Origin of the sequence: Mucilaginibacter sabulilitoris (assembly GCF_034262375.1) — a bacterium.
Taxonomy (GTDB): Bacteria; Bacteroidota; Bacteroidia; order Sphingobacteriales; family Sphingobacteriaceae; genus Mucilaginibacter; species Mucilaginibacter sabulilitoris.
The window spans coordinates 3,206,999-3,224,874 of record NZ_CP139558.1; the positions used below are offsets into that span (position 1 = coordinate 3,206,999).

At 38.2% G+C, this 17,876-nt stretch carries 15 protein-coding genes; 12 read left to right on the forward strand and 3 right to left on the reverse strand.

What is annotated here, in order from left to right:
- Positions 1-193 precede the first annotated feature (193 nt).
- Positions 194-514, forward strand: a complete 321-nt coding sequence (locus tag SNE25_RS13980) for a hypothetical protein (RefSeq protein ID WP_321565721.1) — start codon at positions 194-196, stop codon at positions 512-514.
- 181 nt (positions 515-695) lie between these two features.
- On the opposite strand, the gene SNE25_RS13985 is transcribed toward SNE25_RS13980, so the two are convergent.
- The 3 genes from SNE25_RS13985 to SNE25_RS13995 form a co-directional block, all read right to left on the reverse strand.
- A complete protein-coding gene (locus SNE25_RS13985) occupies positions 696-1,103 on the reverse strand; it encodes a DUF983 domain-containing protein (protein ID WP_321565722.1) in 408 nt (135 codons plus the stop codon).
- Entirely contained in the window at positions 1,093-1,977 is an 885-nt protein-coding gene (locus SNE25_RS13990) for an AraC family transcriptional regulator (RefSeq protein ID WP_321565723.1), read from the reverse strand. The genes SNE25_RS13985 and SNE25_RS13990 overlap by 11 nt, the downstream gene beginning before the upstream one ends.
- A 121-nt stretch (positions 1,978-2,098) precedes the next feature.
- Positions 2,099-3,052, reverse strand: coding sequence for an aldo/keto reductase (locus tag SNE25_RS13995; protein WP_321565724.1), 954 nt, complete (start codon positions 3,050-3,052; stop codon positions 2,099-2,101).
- Positions 3,053-3,287: 235 nt separating this feature from the next.
- Here SNE25_RS13995 and SNE25_RS14000 point away from each other — a divergent pair, with 235 nt between their 5' ends.
- The 11 genes from SNE25_RS14000 to SNE25_RS14050 all read left to right on the forward strand — a co-directional run bounded on the left by SNE25_RS14000 (position 3,288) and on the right by SNE25_RS14050 (position 17,294).
- Positions 3,288-3,770, forward strand: a complete 483-nt coding sequence (locus SNE25_RS14000; protein WP_321565725.1) for a hypothetical protein — start codon at positions 3,288-3,290, stop codon at positions 3,768-3,770.
- A gap of 148 nt (positions 3,771-3,918) precedes the next feature.
- On the forward strand, positions 3,919-6,879 hold the full coding sequence (locus SNE25_RS14005) for a sensor histidine kinase (protein WP_321565726.1): 2,961 nt from the start codon (positions 3,919-3,921) through the stop codon (positions 6,877-6,879).
- A gap of 12 nt (positions 6,880-6,891) precedes the next feature.
- Positions 6,892-7,518, forward strand: coding sequence for a response regulator transcription factor (locus SNE25_RS14010; protein ID WP_321565727.1), 627 nt, complete (start codon positions 6,892-6,894; stop codon positions 7,516-7,518).
- A 93-nt stretch (positions 7,519-7,611) separates the two neighbouring features.
- Complete coding sequence (locus tag SNE25_RS14015; protein WP_321565728.1) at positions 7,612-8,424, forward strand: AraC family transcriptional regulator; 813 nt, start codon at positions 7,612-7,614, stop codon at positions 8,422-8,424.
- Positions 8,425-8,515: 91 nt separating this feature from the next.
- Positions 8,516-9,283: an isocitrate lyase/PEP mutase family protein gene (locus SNE25_RS14020; protein WP_321565729.1), complete on the forward strand. Its 768-nt coding sequence runs from the start codon at positions 8,516-8,518 to the stop codon at positions 9,281-9,283.
- Positions 9,284-9,479: 196 nt separating this feature from the next.
- Positions 9,480-9,869: a VOC family protein gene (locus SNE25_RS14025; protein WP_321565730.1), complete on the forward strand. Its 390-nt coding sequence runs from the start codon at positions 9,480-9,482 to the stop codon at positions 9,867-9,869.
- Positions 9,870-9,876: 7 nt separating this feature from the next.
- Positions 9,877-10,746: an AraC family transcriptional regulator gene (locus tag SNE25_RS14030; protein ID WP_321565731.1), complete on the forward strand. Its 870-nt coding sequence runs from the start codon at positions 9,877-9,879 to the stop codon at positions 10,744-10,746.
- A 638-nt stretch (positions 10,747-11,384) separates the two neighbouring features.
- Positions 11,385-14,573 (forward strand): SusC/RagA family TonB-linked outer membrane protein, encoded by a 3,189-nt coding sequence (locus SNE25_RS14035; protein WP_321565732.1) that lies wholly within the window; start codon positions 11,385-11,387, stop codon positions 14,571-14,573.
- Between the two features lie 11 nt (positions 14,574-14,584).
- On the forward strand, positions 14,585-16,057 hold the full coding sequence (locus tag SNE25_RS14040; RefSeq protein ID WP_321565733.1) for a SusD/RagB family nutrient-binding outer membrane lipoprotein: 1,473 nt from the start codon (positions 14,585-14,587) through the stop codon (positions 16,055-16,057).
- A gap of 19 nt (positions 16,058-16,076) precedes the next feature.
- On the forward strand, positions 16,077-16,763 hold the full coding sequence (locus SNE25_RS14045) for an immunoglobulin-like domain-containing protein (protein ID WP_321565734.1): 687 nt from the start codon (positions 16,077-16,079) through the stop codon (positions 16,761-16,763).
- A gap of 12 nt (positions 16,764-16,775) precedes the next feature.
- Positions 16,776-17,294 (forward strand): lipid-binding protein, encoded by a 519-nt coding sequence (locus tag SNE25_RS14050; RefSeq protein ID WP_321565735.1) that lies wholly within the window; start codon positions 16,776-16,778, stop codon positions 17,292-17,294.
- The last annotated feature ends 582 nt before the right edge of the window (positions 17,295-17,876 follow it).

Sequence of the window (17,876 nt, forward strand, 5' to 3'; positions counted from 1 at the left end):
GTTAATAGCCGAATAATTGCCGATTACGAGAAAGTAATCATAACATTGGTTAATTTATTAGAATATTCTAAAAATGCGTAAAACTACGTATGTAAATCGGTGTAAACCCCTACTGTTTTTAACATGGTAAAGGTTAACTTTGAATTAATGTTTGATGAGTAACCCATCCACACATTACTTTAATGCCGCTATCATGAAACTTTTTTATCACTTTTTAGTCTTTGTTTTTGTATCACTTTTGTTAATAGCCTGTGCCAATATATTTACTTCAGACAGGAACGTGAAAACCATGAACAATGAACCTCAGGGTTTAAAGCATGAACATAACAATAAACGGGATGGTTCGGTAAAAAATCAAGTAAAGAATGACCCCTATATTATAACCAGCTTTAATTATAAAAACCTGCTAAAAGGAAAAAGATGGACCGATAATCAATGTGAAGATAACGGTAATTTCTATTTGAAAAATATACAGATGGTTATTCGTGAGTTTAGTCACTATAAACGATATTGATAAAATGAGTTTTAGTTAGTTTAATTTAGTTAGGGAACAGTTGGCAAACAGTCATTGCAGCAATGGAATGACTGTTTTGTTGTTTAATGAGAGAGTATAACCCCTACTATAAATACCATAAAAAAAATGCCCATAGCTGTTAAACTATGGACACCACTCATCATCATCATCATTAAAAAAATTACTGCGGTTTGTCCTGGCTCATTTCTGGATGGTAGTGCAAGCCAGGCGTAAGCCAGTGCAACAATACAACACGCGAATACCTGAAGTTGAAAGGCGATAATATAAAAGCAAAACTTAATATGACAGTCACATACAACCATGGATTTCTGCTGCCGGTTAAAACACTTATGGCAACTGCTAATGTTACCATTTCAGCTACATTTAAGGCATAACTCACAAACATAGCTACATAAAAATAGCCGGGCTCTCTTTCATATACCAAACCGCAATGGGAGCAGGAGATATTCATTTTTTGCCCTTTGAAACCGTACATACTGTTGGCAAACATATCGCCGCGTCGGCAACGGGGGCATTTAGCGTGCACAATGGCAGGCCAGGCGGCCAATTTGTATTTATTATTTTCCATGATCTTGAGTTATTTTTTTTCTGAATTCTTCGGGGGTAATGTCTTCCATTTTTTTAAAAAACTTGGTAAAATAAGAGTTGTCGCTAAAGTTTAATTTCAGGGAGATTTCGCTGATGCTCAGTTTGGGATTGGTGAGCATCCGCTTAGCTTCCAATAGTATCCTGTTACGGATAAGCTCGCCAGCAGAAATGCCCATAATATCTTTACAAACCGCGTTGAGGTGATTTGGGGTTATATATAACAGTGTGGCATAATCTTTAGGTAGTTTAATGTCGGAATAATGATGTTCAATTAAGTTTTTAAAGCTTTTAAGCAGGGTTTGATTATAGGATGAATTATTACCTGTTGCAGGGTTTATGCTCATCCGGTTTACCAGTATAAATATTTGAAGCATCAGCAACCTTACCATATCGACGGCAGACGTTGCAGATAATGCAGCTTCGGTCAGTATAGCTTCAAATAAGGGTTTTACAGCCGCAAAGGTTTCTTGCGGTAAATTAATCACCGTATCGGCCAGGTTGCCGCTAAAAAATGAGAAATTATCCAGGTAACCATGCTGCAGCAGAAATGACTGTATAAACGACGCCGAAAAGTTAATGATATAGCCATCGGTAAAACCATCAAAGGCCCAGGAATGTACCTGGCCGGGCACCATAAAATAAATTTGCCCGGGTTTAACCTCAAAACTTTCAAAATCAATAGTGTGAGCCCCACTTCCGGCTGTAAAAAGCACCATATGATAAAAGGAATGCCTGTGCGTAGCGAAAAGATTTTTATGTGTTTCGAGATATGGTGCAAAACGGCTTATGAGTATGTCATCCTGATTGATGTCAGATAATGAGCAGATATCATATAGTGGTATGTTTTGTATCATGGAACAAATTTACATACCAAACTACCATATATAATGGTACTATTTTTATTTTGAATGGTACTATTCAATGATAATTGAATAGTACCATAAATTCAGGAAGGTTACACTTGATGCCCTGTATTTATTCGTAAGCACTTGCGGCATTTAGCGCCTCAATAGTTTCATTACTCAGCTTCAGGGTTGCTGCCTGAGTAAGTTCATGAAGCTGGGACAAGCTGGTGGCGCTTACTATAGGCGCGGTTATTCCGGGCCGGGCAATTAGCCAGGCTAAGGCAACAGCTGAGGGATTGCTGTTACATTGCGCGGCAATTTCATCTAAAGCTTTCAAAATGCGGAAACCTCTTTCGGTAAGGTAGTTTTTAACCATACCCGCCCGGTTACTACCTTCCAAATCGGCTGCCGACCGGTATTTACCACTTAAAAAACCGCTCGCTAATGAAAAATAGCTGATAACACCAATATTTTGCTCTTTTATAAATGGTTCAAAAGTGGTTTCGTATTTTTCCCGGTCAAATAAATTGTATTCGGGCTGCAGCACCTGGTAAGCAGGAAGGCTTTTTTCGCGGCTGGCTTTAAGCGATTCATGTAATCTTTCTACCGAAAAATTGGAAGCGCCTATGGTCCTTACCTTGCCATCTTTAATCAGTTGATCATAAGCTTTAAGTGTTTCCTCAACAGGAGTGGAGGCATCATCATAATGCGATTGGTAAAGGTCGATGTAATCAGTTTGCAGTCGCGTTAATGAATCTTCGGCCGCTTTAATAATGTAATCTTTTTTAAGCCCCTTTTTACCAGGACCTAATTCGGCACCTACTTTAGTGGCAATAATCACTTTATCGCGCTTACCGCTTTGCTTAAGCCATTTACCTATTTCCGTTTCTGATTCGCCGCCAGTATTACCCGGTACCCAGGCCGAATAAGCATCGGCAGTATCAACGGTATTAAAGCCTGAATCTAAAAATGCGTCGAGCAAAAGAGCATTATCGTTGCCTTTAACGGTCCACCCAAACACATTACCGCCAAATACTAAGGGTGCAGTTTTTATGCCCGAGTTACCCAATTCACGTTTTTCCATAGTCATAAAAATATAAGTTGATAATAAAAGCCATGGCAACAGTTAATTGTTTGTCAGTATTATGAAATATTAGGTAATAAGAATGTTATGATAGCGTGCGTGTTTATATAATATATACGAAAAGGTATTAAATAACCATTTGGTTATTCAAATGGTGTTATACGCATATTTTTAAGGTGCTATACGCATATTTTTATTTTATAACCATAGTGACATTTGATAAAAAAATATCACAATGAAAAATAAATTTTTGGTGGTTTGTATAATGAGTCTATTTTCAGCCACAACCCTGTTTGCTTATACCGGTCCAAAAGCCGATGCCGATTATACTACTGTAATCCGCGATTTTATTGATAGCCACATGAACTCCAATTATAAAAAACTGAATAAGATTTTGGATGAAAATTCAAGTGTGAAAATACCCCGTGGCGAAAAGGTAATTCAGCAAAACAAATCAAGTATTATTGATGCGCTGAAAAACGTATCGGGCACACAGCAAAATTGCCAGTCGAATTACGAGGTAATTGCTAAAAGCGATGCTTTGGTAATTGCCCGGGTTGATTTTACCTATCAGGATAACATACAGCATAATTACCTTATAGTTGAAAAAAACGATAATAAGGAGTGGAAAATCACACAGGTTTGCAAAATGTTTGATGACATTGAAAATCCGGGTAATGGTGCTCCGGTAACGGCCAAAACCAAGCTTAGTGACTGATCTTATAATATAAACTCACCGGGCTTTTTTAGTTAAAATGGTTTCGATGATACTTAATCACCCCAAAAGGGTGATTTTTTTTATTTTATTTAGCTTTATTTTGAATTTAAATTGCGGTAATACTGCAAACTATTTAAACTGTATTTAATTGAACAGGAATTTTTTATACCGGATGATTGTGCTTGGGTGGATGGCCTGGCTTTGTTTGATGCAGGTTCACCCGGTTTTTGCCCAAAAATATACGTTTGCACATTATGATATTGAGGATGGACTGATACAATCGCAGGTGAATAAGTTTGGGATGGATAAAGATCACCGCTTATGGATAGCCACATTTGGCGGCGCCTGCCGTTTTGATGGGAAGGATTTTACAGGCTATTCCAGGCAAAACGGTTTGCCTAATAATTATGTAAGCACCGTTTTTTCTGACAAGGAAGGGCGTACCTGGTTTGGTACCATTAATGGGCTGGGTATGCTTTATAATGGAAAAATTAAAAATTATAGTTCGGCAGATGCTTCAAAAAATAATGTGGTTACCAATATAGCCCAGGATGGGGCAGGAAATATCTGGGTGGTGATACGTTTTAGCTTGTTTAAAATTGTGGGCGATAAAATGCAGCCGGCATTACTTGATGACAGTGTTAGGGTAACTACCATAGCGGTAGACAATACCGGAAAACTTTATGCAGCCCTATATAAGAAGGGTATATATTGTTTAACCGGCAATAAGTGGTCATGCTCAACTCCCTTTAATGCGCAATATGAACATATTGTAGTAAAAAAGATATTGTTCGACAAATTTGATAAACACAAAGTATACCTTTTAGCCAAGAACGGACTTTATTACATTAGCGGTAACCAATTAATGCCTTATGCTCCTAAACAAATGGCAACAGTAAAAGGACAGTTGCTCTGTTTGGCACAGGATGCTTACCGTGATTTATGGATTGGTACCGATAATGGCGCGTACTGCATTGATAATGATGATTATGAAATAATTCACTACAATTCGTCTAACGGGCTTACTGATAACTCCATAGCCGATATATATAACGATGCTGATAATAACTTATGGCTGGGTAGTTTGGGTAACGGCGTGTATCGCTGCGAGGGGAATAAATATGTAACCTTTGACGGTTCGCAGGGTATGCCCGATTCAAAAATAGTAATGGGGCTTACCAAAGATTGGAACGGTGATATTTTATTGGGTGCCGATGGGGGTGGGTTAATACGGTACGATGGCAAAAAACTAACCGACATTGCTACCCCGGTAACGCCAAAATATTTAAAAGGGATACAATGCCTGTACACCGATAAAAATAAAACCACCTGGATAGCAACCAGCATGGCCGGGTTATGGCAATATGATCAAAAAGGTTTCAGGTTAATAAAAGGAAGTGAGGATATAGGCTTTAATGGCATTACCGCCGATAGCAGTGGCGTAATATGGTTAGCTACATCAGCCGGTGCATGTTATTACGAAAAAGGGACTTTGAAACAATTGAGCGGAATTTCAGAATTTGCATCGTCATTGGTAGTAAGCGGTCGCGATTCGGTGTTCATAGGTACGCAAAATGGAATTGTACTATCGGTAAATAAAAAGGTAGTAAACACGTTTAGTCAAAATTCATTTAAAAACTCCGCTATTCTGGCTATGATCAGGTACAGGGGCTTGATGCTGATTGGCACTGATGATCGTGGTTTGTTTGTCTGGGATATGAAAAACGGGCATGTGAAAAATTATACAACCCATGATGGCCTTAAAGCCAATGCCATATACAGCCTGCTGACCGATGAACAGGGTAAACTTTGGATAGGCACGGGTAAAGGAGTAAACAGGATGCAGTTTGATGCCAATAACCAACGGTTTACAGTTATTGATAATACGGGTTCAAAAGAACCTATATTTGAAACTAATCAAAATGCCATTCTTTACAAAGATCACCAGGTTTGGGTAGGTACCACCAAATCAGTAATGGTTTATAATACACGGGTAAAAATGCAGCCATCACCACCGCCGCATATACTTATTGAAAATGTAAAACTAATGCCACAGATAGGCAGTAATACCGACACTAATTACACCTACTTAACCAATAAGGCACGGTTAAATTATAACCAAAACCATTTGGCAATTTCTTTTATGGGTATTTATTTAAAAAATCCAGATGGCGTGTCATACCGTTATAAGCTTGTTGGTTTGGACAGTAGTTTCTGTGCGCCGGTAAAAAACAATATTGTGGAGTACCCGTCGCTGCCTCCGGGTAAATATACCTTTAAAGTTAAGGCTATAAGCCCCGATGGTAAGCTATCAGCCGGAACGGCCAGTTTTAGCTTTGAAATTGTTCCGCCATTTTATAAAACCCTTACCTTTCAAATATCAGCGGTTTTATTTTTTGTTTTAATAGGGTTTGGGCTGCAGAATGTATGGCACCATAACAAAATACAACGGCAGCAGGTTATTGAGGCCATGAAACAGGAGGAGAAAATAAAGATAAGGCAGCAAACAGCTGAAGATTTTCACGACGATCTTGGTAATAAACTCACCCGTATATCCATACTTTCCGAAATTCTGAACGCAAAGATTGATCAGAGTAAATCCGATCAGCGTGGTCTTGTTGAGCAGATTAAGCAAAATGCCGCTGCGCTTTACAATGGCACTAAAGACATTTTATGGGCTCTTGACCCCAAAAGCGATAACTTATACGAAACATTGATGCATATTAAAGAAATTGGCGCCGAACTTTTTCAGGATATGCCTGCCGAGTTTGAGTTTGAAGGTATTGATGAAAGCTTACAGCAGATTAAGTTGCCTATGGAATATAGCCGCAATATTACGATGATATTTAAGGAATCGTTAAATAATGTACTTAAACATTCTGAAGCCAGCCATGTTGCATTGCAATGGACATATTCTGATAAAAATGAGGTGAGCGTGCGCTTAACTGACGATGGCAAGGGCTTTACTTGTGAAACCATTACAAAAGGCCACGGTATGCATAATATAAAAGCAAGGGCTAAACGTATAAATGCCGAGTTGCTTATTGTTTCACGAGAGGGAAAGGGTACATCTGTTGAATTGAAGTTCAGAAAAAATGCTGCGGCCTAATTAAAAATTATTATGGAACGTAATATAAAAATAACCATTATTGAGGATGACGAAACCATTAGAAACGGTTACGCCTACTTAATTGGCGCTACAGAAGGGTACGAAGTGGTAAGTACATATTGCTCTTATGACGAGGCTGCCAAAAAAATTGCTATCGACCGTCCGGAGGTTATATTGTTGGATATCGAACTTCCCGGTACCAATGGGGTTGATGCCATTCCCAAATTAAAAAAGCTGCTGCCGCAATGCTTTATACTGATATTAACAGTTTATGAATCAGAGAAATTAATATTCAATGCACTGGCCAACGGCGCATCGGGTTATTTAACCAAAAACGCACCATCGGCCAAGATAGTTGAATCAATTAAGGAGGTAAAAGAGGGTGGGGGCCCAATGAGCATCAATATTGCCAAGCTGGTGATCCGTTCGTTTCAAAAAAACCAGGAGTCGCCCCTGTCAAAGCGCGAAACGCAGATACTTGAACTCATAGGAGATGGTAAAAGCCGCAGTCAAATTGCCAAGGATTTGTTCATAGATCTGGAAACCGTACGCAGTCATATCAAAAATATATATGTTAAATTGGATGTGAACTCCCGGGCCGACGCTATAAAAATGGCCAAGCAGAACAAGCTGATCTGAACAAAGTGCTGTTGTTGATACCTATTTGTATTGTTTGTATATTTATGTCATATAATTGGGTAACAATGTAATATACGGATTACAATTCGCCATATGGATTTTAAGCATTTTCTCCCATCGCCTGTTTTAAGCGCATATGTAAAGCACTATTATATCTTTGAATCAGATTCAGATACTGAATTTGAAGATACCGTATTTCCGAGCGGAGATATGGAAGCCATTTTCAATCTTGGCGAGGGTATATGGGAGTCGGCAGTTGGAGACGAATACTTGAAAACACCCAAAATAGAACTATGGGGCCAGATCACAAAACCCCTGCCTATAAAATCAAAGGGCAGGCATACCATGCTGGGTATTAAATTTTTCACCCATTCGGCGGCATATTTTTTCAATGATGAGATTGGGGTATTTAATGACCATATTTTTGATCTGGGTGATATTTTAGGCAGCCCGGTAAAAACATTACATGCCCAACTTTTAGAAACAAAAGATCAACTCAAAAGAATAGAGCTGGTTGAGTTTTTTTTGTTAAAAAGGTTAACAGGTAACCAAAAAAAATCATTCAAGGTTGATAAGGTGGCGAACATTTTAACAAGCATAAAGAAAAACCCGGCAGAAAATAACCTGGGGAATATTGCAACAAAACATGGTATTACACCTCGCTATCTGCATAAATTAATCTATCAGCATACAGGTCTTTCTCCAACATCATTTAATAAAATAAACCGTTTTCAGTTTAGCCTTAAGCTTATTGCTAAAAATGAAATGCCTTTAACCTCTGTTGCTTACAGCAGCGGTTATTTTGATCAATCGCACTTTATAAGAGATTTTAAATCATTTACCGGGGTTACTCCATCTGCTTATCTGGAAAACATAACACCCGTTAACCAGCTATTGATGCAATAATTATAAAACTGTTCCGGTTTGTACAATTCTAAAGTTTTTTGCTGCAGTACTTTTGTTTTAATTAATTATTAAACAAATAAATTTTTATTGTATGAACGCTTTTGAAACATTTGCACAGCTACACCAAAATTCAACCCCATTTTTAATAGGTAATATATGGGATGTAAATAGCGCAAAGCTATTTGAGGCCAGTGGTTATAAAGCTATTGCTACATCCAGTCAGGCGTTAGCAAATTCGTTTGGTTATGATGATGGCGAAAAATTACCGTTTGAAATCCTGCTCCAGTTAGCTAAAAGAGTAGTTGAGGTGGTTCAGATCCCTTTTTCTGTTGATATAGAAGGTGGGTATAGCCGCACAATTGAGGGCATTACCGCCAATATAAGCAAACTGCATGATGCCGGTGTGGTTGGCATAAACCTGGAAGATACCCTTCCCGGCGCTCCGCGCCAATTGCAATCTGTTAATGAGTTTGAAAAAATACTATCTGCGGTAGCTGATTACATTAGCCAAAACAATCTGCAGCTGTTTTTAAATGTCAGAACCGATGGGTTTTTGCTTGGTATGCCAACTGCGCTTAATGAAACACTCGTCCGGATTAAAAGTTACGAAAGCTCAGGGGCTAACGGTGTTTTTGTACCCTGCATTACTAGCAAGGATGATATTAAACAGGTGGTGGAAGCTACTAAGCTTCCTGTTAACGTAATGTGTATGCCAAATCTGCCCGATTTTGCAGAGTTGGGTGAGCTGGGTGTGAAGAGAATAAGTATGGGTAGTTTTCTATTTAGTAAAGTTTATGACAGCGCACGGCAACTTTTAAAGAGTATTGATGAGGATAATAATTTCTCATCGATTTTATAAGGCGCTACTTACTTTATTATCATAAAACGATAGAATAATAAATCACCCTATTTGGGGGATACATACCCTTGCGGGTTAAGTTATCTTTGATATGTACAACAGTTTTAACTGACCGGCTGCTGTAACTCACTCAAAAAGATCAACCCAAGGGTATTGTATTGATTTTCTACAAGAAATTTTTTAGAGTTATTGCAACATGAAACTGAAATATATCCCTGTTTTTGCAGAGGACGCCGAAGCGCAAATAGATTTTTATACGCAGAAACTGGGCTTTAATACTGCTAACAACAGTTGTTTTATAGAAGGAGAGGAGTGTACCGTATTGCAGGCCGATAATCTGGATGTAGCACTTGTTGTGGCAGGTAAAAACAATAATAATGCTTTTAAAAGCTGTATTATATTAAATACTGAAGATTGTTTAAAGGACTATCATTTATATAAAACAGCGGGTGTGTTTTTTTACGCAACCCCACGGTACCTGCCTAATGGTCTTGCAGCAGAATTTTTGGACCCTGGAGGCAACCGGTTTATTTTATTAGAAGAAAGAAATTATAACTTAGAAGAAAGGAATTATACCGAAATCTAAACTTTATATGATGGATTATTCAAAAACATTGCGGAATAATAACAAAATATACAGCCGCACCAGCAGCCAAAAGCAAAATCAGCAGTATAATTCTGATTTTAGCCTGAGATTTGTTTTTTCTGGAAACGAACGTTATGATATCGGCAAACGACATTTATCTATATACCCCGATTCCTTTTTGATATTGAACAAGGGTACACAATACTCAACCGATACCGATTCAGATATCCCTGTACAATCATTCAGCATTAATTTTGATCAGCAATTTTTAGAAGATTTTAAAGAATACTGGGCATTTAGTGATAACAGATTGCTAAACAAAGGCAACTATAAACTAAAACATGATCAGGAATTTGATGAAACCATTTATCCGTTTAGCGGCGATATCATGTATAATGTATATCACCTTAAACAACATCTGGATAGCGGAATGAATGATGAATTGTTGATAAATGAATATTTACATCACTGCCTTATCAACTATTTCAGTATTTATAACGAAGAGATATTAAAGAAAGCCGAAAAGCTCCATTTTTTAAATACAAGCACAAAAATTGAAATTTTGCGAAGACTTAACCTGGCTAAGGAATATCTGTATAGTAATTATAACCAGAACATAAGTCTTGATGATCTTGCTGAGCATTCATGCCTTTCGGTTAATCACCTTTTGCGAACATTTAAACAGGCATTTAATTTAACACCGCATCAATTTTTAATACAGTTGCGTTTAAAAAGGGCTCAGTTACTATTAAAAAGTACATCTTATCCAATCAACGAAGTAGTAAACCTTATTGGTTTTGAATGCCCGAGCTCTTTTATCAGGCTATTTAAAACGCATTATAATATTACTCCTTTAAAATACAGACAAACCGCCTGAAAGATTGTTATTTTTCTTGTTTCTTCGAGGTTAATAATAGTATAATAATAAACTGCCTTAAATGTGGCTCTAATTATATGCGAAAATTATCAAAATGGTGATTCTCGCATATCCCTCAATATTTCCAAGTGTTATTATTGTGTTTTCAGAAATGATATAAGTATATTTGCTTATATAATAATTAACTATTAAACACATATGTATGACAAAAGCACCCGCTTAATCTATACCCATTTTTAAAATTTTGCCTGGCATGAACTAAATGTACTTGTTAGTAGGGCATTTTCCCAGTTGACACTCCCCTTCAATTGGCATTCATCAAATCATATTAAAAGAGCTTTGATTTACTAAGTTATCAATTCGAAGAGCTAAAAAAGTAATTCATTTTTTAAAATATTCAGCTACTCATTTGTTCTTTATAATCAGTTAATAGTTAAGGAAAGTTTTTTCCAGGAGTGGAGGAGACTTTTCGCTTAGCAGTGTTAAATTTTAAAAAGCGCTATAAACCCTCAAATTTTATAAATATGAAAAAATAAATAATGCAACCAGACACTTAGCTTCCTTAGTTATTTAGTCTTTAATAAGAGCTAAAACGTAAAAAAATAAAAAAGAATATTCTAATAATAAATTAAAAAAGCATGAAGCACAAATTACTTAAAATTTTCATGGTTTGCTTTTTCTGCACGGCTTCAATGGCCTTCGCGCAAAATAAAACCATAACAGGTACTGTTACTTCAAAGGATGATGGTTTGCCAATTCCCGGAGTAACGGTAAAAATTAAAGGTTCCAATCTGGGAGCCCAAACCAGTAATGATGGTAAATATTCCATAGCCGCGGGCGATGGTACAACACTGGTATTCTCATTTATTGGGTATGCTCAACAAGAGGTAGTTGTTACCAAAAACATTATCAACGTTATACTAGTAACAGATAGTAAGCAATTAGGCGAAATTGTAGTTACCGGCTTAGGTATCAACAAAGCGAAAAAAACTTTGGGATACGCGCAAACTACTGTGAAAAATGAAGACATCAACCGTTCGGCTTCTATCAATGCACTTGGCGGTTTACAGGGAAAAATTGCCGGTGTTAACATTTCAAACGTATCTGGTACTTCCGGCGGTTCAACCAAAATTATTTTACGTGGTTATACGTCACTAAGCGGATCAAACGCTCCGTTATATGTAATTGATGGTGTGCCTTTGAATAACGCACGTGCTGGCTCAGATGATAACTTTGACTTTGGTAACAACGCCAATGACATCGACCCTAACTCTATTGACAATATATCGTTCCTGAAAGGATCTGCCGCATCTGCCATATACGGTTCACGTGGTTCAAACGGTGTTGTGGTAATTACTACCAAAAAAGGTAAAGCCGGAGCGCCTGTTGTTAGCTTTTCGTCAGCAGCTACAGTAACAGATGTTGCTTTTGTTTACAAACCACAGAGTGAATTTGGACAAGGTTGGGATGGTCACTTTGTATTGGGCGAAAACGGAAACTGGGGTCCTAAATATAATGGTTTAACACAGCCATGGGGCGCTGTTGTTGACAATACACAGTTGATCAGGCCTTTTTCATTTATTGAAAGTAACGTAAGAGATGCTTTTGATCGCGGGTTAGAGTTAAACAACAATATCTCTATTGCCGGTGGTACTGATGCTTCTACCTATTTAATATCATATAACAACATTCACTCAAACGGTGTTTTACCCGGCCCGGCCGATAAATTTAACAGGAACAATTTCTCTTTTAGGGGAACTACTACCTACAAAAAATTCTCTGCTGACGTATCTATGAATTATGTATCTAAGGTTGGAAACTTTGTTGCAACAGGCCAGGGCCCAACCGGTATAGGTACAACATTTTATGAAAATATTTTACAAATCCCCGGTAATATTCCAATCAAGGATCTAAGGGATTATAAAAATAAATATTTTAACGTAGATAATTACTATACTCCATTTGCCGAAAACCCTTTTTGGAACTTAAACGAAAATGGCAGCCGTAGCAAAAGCGACCGTTTTTACGGCAACATCAACTTAAATTATAAAGCTACTGACTGGTTGACCATTAATTTCCAGCAGGGTGCCGATGTAACTAACGCTGGTGCCAAAATATGGTATAACTCAAACTACCCTCTTCCTGGTAGCTGGGTTGGCGGTGCCAACACCGAAGGCGCTGTAAGAAAACCAGATGTTGGTAGCGTTGAAGAAGATAACAACCAAAACTTTGAGTACGATACCAAATTACAGGCGCTGTTTAATAAAAAATTCAGTTCTGATTTTGATATCAATGGTTTGATTGGTGCTAACTACAATGATCGTGGTTCAAGAGAGCATATTTCAACTATCGAAGGTTTAGCCGTACCGGGCTTTTTTAACTTATCAAACAGCTCTAATAAACCAACTGCTACAGAAACAGAATTGCATCAGCGTTTAATAGGCTTTTATGGACAGGCAACATTAGGTTTCAGAGATTATTTATATTTAACTGTAACAGGCCGTAATGATATTACATCAACGCTGGCAACAGGTAACAATAGCTATTTTTATCCTGGAGCAAACGTAGCTTACGTATTGTCACAAGCGCTTGGTTTTACCAACAAAACAGTAAGTTATGTTAAGTTAAGAGGTAGCTACGGTGAAACAGGTAGTGATACAGACCCCTACCAGATATATAACACTTTGAGGCAGACTAATTCGCCTTTGGGTTTTGGTAATCTATTATTTCCATTTAATGGGGTAGCGGGTTTCAGTATCAACAACACCTTATTTACTACAGGGTTAAAGCCTGAACGTGTAAAAGATTATGAGCTTGGTGGTGAGTTCAGATTTTTAGATGACCGTATTGGGTTAGATTTTACTTATTACCACAAGATACGTAAAGACCAGATTCTAAATGTGCCGATTGCACCTTCAACAGGTTATTCAAGTCAATTAATAAACTTTGGTGAAGTTGCCGAACATGGTTATGAGGTAGCGTTTAATGCAACTCCTGTGAAAACCTCATGGGTTAAATGGGATTTTAACTATACCTTTTCACGCAACAGAAGTATTGTAAAATCGCTTCCTCCGGGATTAGACAAAGTTATACTGCAAACAGACGGTTATGGTGGCCAGTTTGTTGCAATTGCTGGTCAGCCGCTTGGCTTATTACAGGCACCTGTTCCTGCTTATGATCCTCAGGGCCATATTATTGTTGACAGTCAGGGTTATCCTGTTGCAGCTCCTGAAAATGGCACCTATGGTAACTTCCAGCATGATTTTGTGATGGGCTTTAACAACACCATCCGCGTAAAGGACTTTGCTTTAGGCTTTACTTTAGAGTGGGATAAAGGCGGTAAATTTTATTCCGGAACAGCCGATTTGTTTAACTTTGTTGGTGCAGATCCTAAAACTACTTACAATGACCGTAATCCGTTCATCGTTCCAAACTCTGTTCAAAGGGTTTTGGATGCCGGAGGTAATGTAATTGGTTACACAGAAAACACCACACAAATAACCGAAGCTAACAACGACGATTACTATTATACAACATCAAACAAAGCGTTAGCGTGGTCAAGAGACATATTAGACAGAAGCTTTGTTAAATTAAGGGAGGTAACTTTGACCTATAGCCTGCCCAAAACGTTCCTCAGAAAACTGGGAGCATCAAATGCTACAGTGGGCGTATTTGGTAAAAACTTAATTACCTGGCTTCCTTCAGGTAATCATGTTGTGGATCCGGAAGTATCTAACTACGGAACTGATCTGGCGAGTGAGTACGGAGAGTTCAGAACAGCTCCACCATTAAGGTATTATGGTGCTTCACTAAAAGTTACATTTTAATTATTTGCATCATGAAAAATAGAAATATAAAAATTAAATCAATATTCTTTGTACTGGCTGCCACGTCGTTGTCATTTGGCTGCAGTAAAATAAATGATATAAACAGAAGCCCAAACAACCCGCCTATTGAACTGGCCACAGCTCAGGTTTTATTTCCGTCGGGAGTGATGTCGACAGCGGGCCAGGTAGGGGGCGAACTGGATATTATTGGTGGTATATGGTCACAGTACTGGACACAGTCGCCCATTGCCAACCAGTTTAAAACCATTGATTCATACAACCTGCAAAGACAGGATTTTAATGGCGGCTATAACGAATTATTTGCCGGTGCACTGGCCGATTACCAGTTAGCCATTACTAAAGCAAAAGATGCCAAACTGTACAATTTTTATTTAATGAGTACAGTGATGAAAGCGTATACTTATGAAGTGCTTGTTGATTTGTATGATCAGGTGCCATATACTGAAGCTTTCCAGGGCGCTGCTAAGTTAAACCCTAAATTTGATGATGGGTTTACCATTTACAAAGGTTTGATAGCTGAAATAAACGCCGCTTTGGCAACGGATTATAAAGGTGCCCCATTTGTAGGAAACGATGCGAAAGCCGACTTTTTGTTCGGGGGAAATATGGACAATTGGCGACAGTTTGCCAATACGCTGAAGTTAAAAATGTATTTGCGTATGGTAAACACACATGCTGCCGATGCAGAAGCAGGTATTAGAGCGTTGTATGCAGCTAATGCCGATTTCTTAACTATTGACGCGGGGGTTAACTTGTTTATCGATGCTACAGATCAAAGAAACCCTATTTATGCATATACTGTGTTTAATTTAGGTGGAAATGATTTGCGCGCAAGTAAGACGCTGTCAAGCTGGTTAATTGAAAACAATGATCCGCGTGCAGTAGTGTATTTTGGAACAGCCAACCCAATTTCTGTTGACCAGGGTAACTATACTGCTCCTCAATCTGCGCAGCCAACTTATTATTCAGCAACTGCGCCAGCATTTAAAGCAACCGACCCAGTTTATTTTCTTACAGCGGCAGAATCACATTTCTTACAGGCCGAAGCCGGTGCACGTTATGGTGTTACCGCTGCAGGTACAGCATTTAACGCAGGTGTGAAGGCTGCTTTTGACCAATATGATTTAACTGCGCCGGCAACTGCTGCATATACTTATCCTAATGGTACGCTTCAAGCTAATTTGAAAGCCATTATTTATCAAAAATGGGCCTCATTTCCTAACTCACACGCATTGGAAGGTTTCTTTGATCAGCAGCGTACAGGTTATCCGGAGCTTTCTACTGTATATTCTCTTGACGCAAATTATATCCCTGGTCAATGGGTGTATTCAAAAAATGGTGTAACAGGTGGCCGGCTTCCTAAGCGTTTGGTTTTCCCAGACTCAGAACGCAGCAGAAACTCAAGCACACCAGCCGAAGTTCCAATTACTACGCCAGTATGGTGGGGGCAGCCAAATAAATAAATTTTAATTAGATAAGAATATGAAAAGATATATAAATTATTTGGCCATCATAACAATATCGAGCATATTGTTAACAGCCTGCAATAAAGATAATTTTAATTATAAAACAGGATATGTTGGTAGTTCAAAAATTACAAACTATGCTGTGTTTACGTTAAAAGGCGCTACGACAGTGAGTGGTGTAAACTATACCACTGTTGCCAAAGGGGGTACGTATACAGAGCCAGGAGTAGAGGCTAAAGCCGGCTCAGCAACCTTAAAGGTTACAACCAAAGGCACGGTAAACACCAATACACCCGGCATATACGTTATCACCTACAGCGCAACAAACGACGATGGATTTGATGCAACAGCTCAAAGGTTTGTGGTAGTATACTCAACAGACGCATCAGCTGCTGCGAATAATTTTGCCGGCAACTACGCCAGAAATACCAATGGCTCGGTAGCAGTTTGGACAAAGCTTGCTCCCGGTACCTATGCGGTAAATAACCCTGGTGGTGCACCTGGTACAAACCTTACCGTAGTCGTGTTTAACAATACAGGTAACAGCGTGTTTATTCCTGAACAAGTATCAAACGATGGCTCTGTAACCAGCTCAGACGGTGAAACAAGCACTCCGGGTGCCGGTGGCACGTTAGCCCAGTACACCATGGTGATAGTTAACCCCGGATACGGAACAGCTCCAAGAACGTTTATAAAACAATAACTTATCAGAAAAATGAAAAAATTAAATACCATATTATATGCACTGATACTATTGTTTGTAGTAACTGCATTTACGTCCTGCCAAAAGGATGAAAAAATAGGAGGTACCCAGGTTCAATCTCTTGCGGGAGAATTTTGGATAAAGCTGGATGGTGGCAAAGGTGATTTTGGGAATGATTATTACACCATTTTTACTTACAATACTGCATCAAACAGAGCTGATAGCTTATGGTTTGATGACGGATACGATGCCTCAACAGGTGTGCCTTTCTGGCAAATTAAAGGTAAACTGCATGCTGATGTACCTAATCTTACCTTTTCAGGTAAAGATGTTGCCAATCAGTACTACGAAAGTACATTTACCGTTAGAAATGCTAAAATTATCCCTAAAGCGGCAACGGCTCCTGGTACCAAGCTAAAAACAGATTCAATTTATTTTGAAATATCATTTAGCGATGATGCTGATCCTTCAGTGTTTCATAAAGCCGGAGGCTACGCCAGAACCCGCTTTGATGCAGATGATCATTATTAATAGTTAATAATCAAAATGTACTTAACCCGGATCATGTAAAATGATCCGGGTTTTTTTATGTGATATAATATTATACAGGTTTTTAACAATAGACTAATTATAAACACCTATATTATGGGTGATTTTCACATATCCCATTTTTGATTTACGTATTATGTTTGTAAGAACCAGATAGTTTCGTTAAGATATTTGGTCAGTTAATAGTTAATTAAAAAAGTCAGTAACGCGAGGTCACTGACTTTTTTTGTGTAATACTATCAGGATCAACGTGTTTAAAAGCATCAGTAGGAGAGGGCTTGCGTTTATCTTAATAGGTGAAAATCACTTTTTTGATTTTTTTTGTAACGTTCTGCTGGTTTAGTCCGTCATAGATAAACATATATCTTTATCATGAAAATATTTACTTTATTGGCGGTAACCGGTGGGCTTTTTCTTAGTTCACTTTGCATAGACGGCAAAAACGTGAGACATGTATCAAATGCTTGTGTAAAAAGCTATGCCAGGCACTGCGTAAAAAAATGCTGTAACAATACCAAAAAAACAAAAATTGCTAACGCAAATATCAGCGCCAAAGCAGGTCAT

What these genes read in the sequence shown, in the direction of transcription:
- SNE25_RS13990 (WP_321565723.1), bottom strand. Translation starts at nt 1,977, where the DNA reads ATGATACAAAACATACCACTATATGATATCTGCTCATTATCTGACATC.
- SNE25_RS14020 (WP_321565729.1), top strand. Translation starts at nt 8,516, where the DNA reads ATGAACGCTTTTGAAACATTTGCACAGCTACACCAAAATTCAACCCCA.
- SNE25_RS14050 (WP_321565735.1), top strand. Translation starts at nt 16,776, where the DNA reads ATGAAAAAATTAAATACCATATTATATGCACTGATACTATTGTTTGTA.
- SNE25_RS14010 (WP_321565727.1), top strand. Translation starts at nt 6,892, where the DNA reads ATGGAACGTAATATAAAAATAACCATTATTGAGGATGACGAAACCATT.
- SNE25_RS13995 (WP_321565724.1), bottom strand. Translation starts at nt 3,052, where the DNA reads ATGGAAAAACGTGAATTGGGTAACTCGGGCATAAAAACTGCACCCTTA.
- SNE25_RS14025 (WP_321565730.1), top strand. Translation starts at nt 9,480, where the DNA reads ATGAAACTGAAATATATCCCTGTTTTTGCAGAGGACGCCGAAGCGCAA.
- SNE25_RS14040 (WP_321565733.1), top strand. Translation starts at nt 14,585, where the DNA reads ATGAAAAATAGAAATATAAAAATTAAATCAATATTCTTTGTACTGGCT.
- SNE25_RS14030 (WP_321565731.1), top strand. Translation starts at nt 9,877, where the DNA reads ATGATGGATTATTCAAAAACATTGCGGAATAATAACAAAATATACAGC.
- SNE25_RS14045 (WP_321565734.1), top strand. Translation starts at nt 16,077, where the DNA reads ATGAAAAGATATATAAATTATTTGGCCATCATAACAATATCGAGCATA.
- SNE25_RS13980 (WP_321565721.1), top strand. Translation starts at nt 194, where the DNA reads ATGAAACTTTTTTATCACTTTTTAGTCTTTGTTTTTGTATCACTTTTG.
- SNE25_RS14015 (WP_321565728.1), top strand. Translation starts at nt 7,612, where the DNA reads ATGGATTTTAAGCATTTTCTCCCATCGCCTGTTTTAAGCGCATATGTA.
- SNE25_RS14000 (WP_321565725.1), top strand. Translation starts at nt 3,288, where the DNA reads ATGAAAAATAAATTTTTGGTGGTTTGTATAATGAGTCTATTTTCAGCC.
- SNE25_RS13985 (WP_321565722.1), bottom strand. Translation starts at nt 1,103, where the DNA reads ATGGAAAATAATAAATACAAATTGGCCGCCTGGCCTGCCATTGTGCAC.
- SNE25_RS14035 (WP_321565732.1), top strand. Translation starts at nt 11,385, where the DNA reads ATGAAGCACAAATTACTTAAAATTTTCATGGTTTGCTTTTTCTGCACG.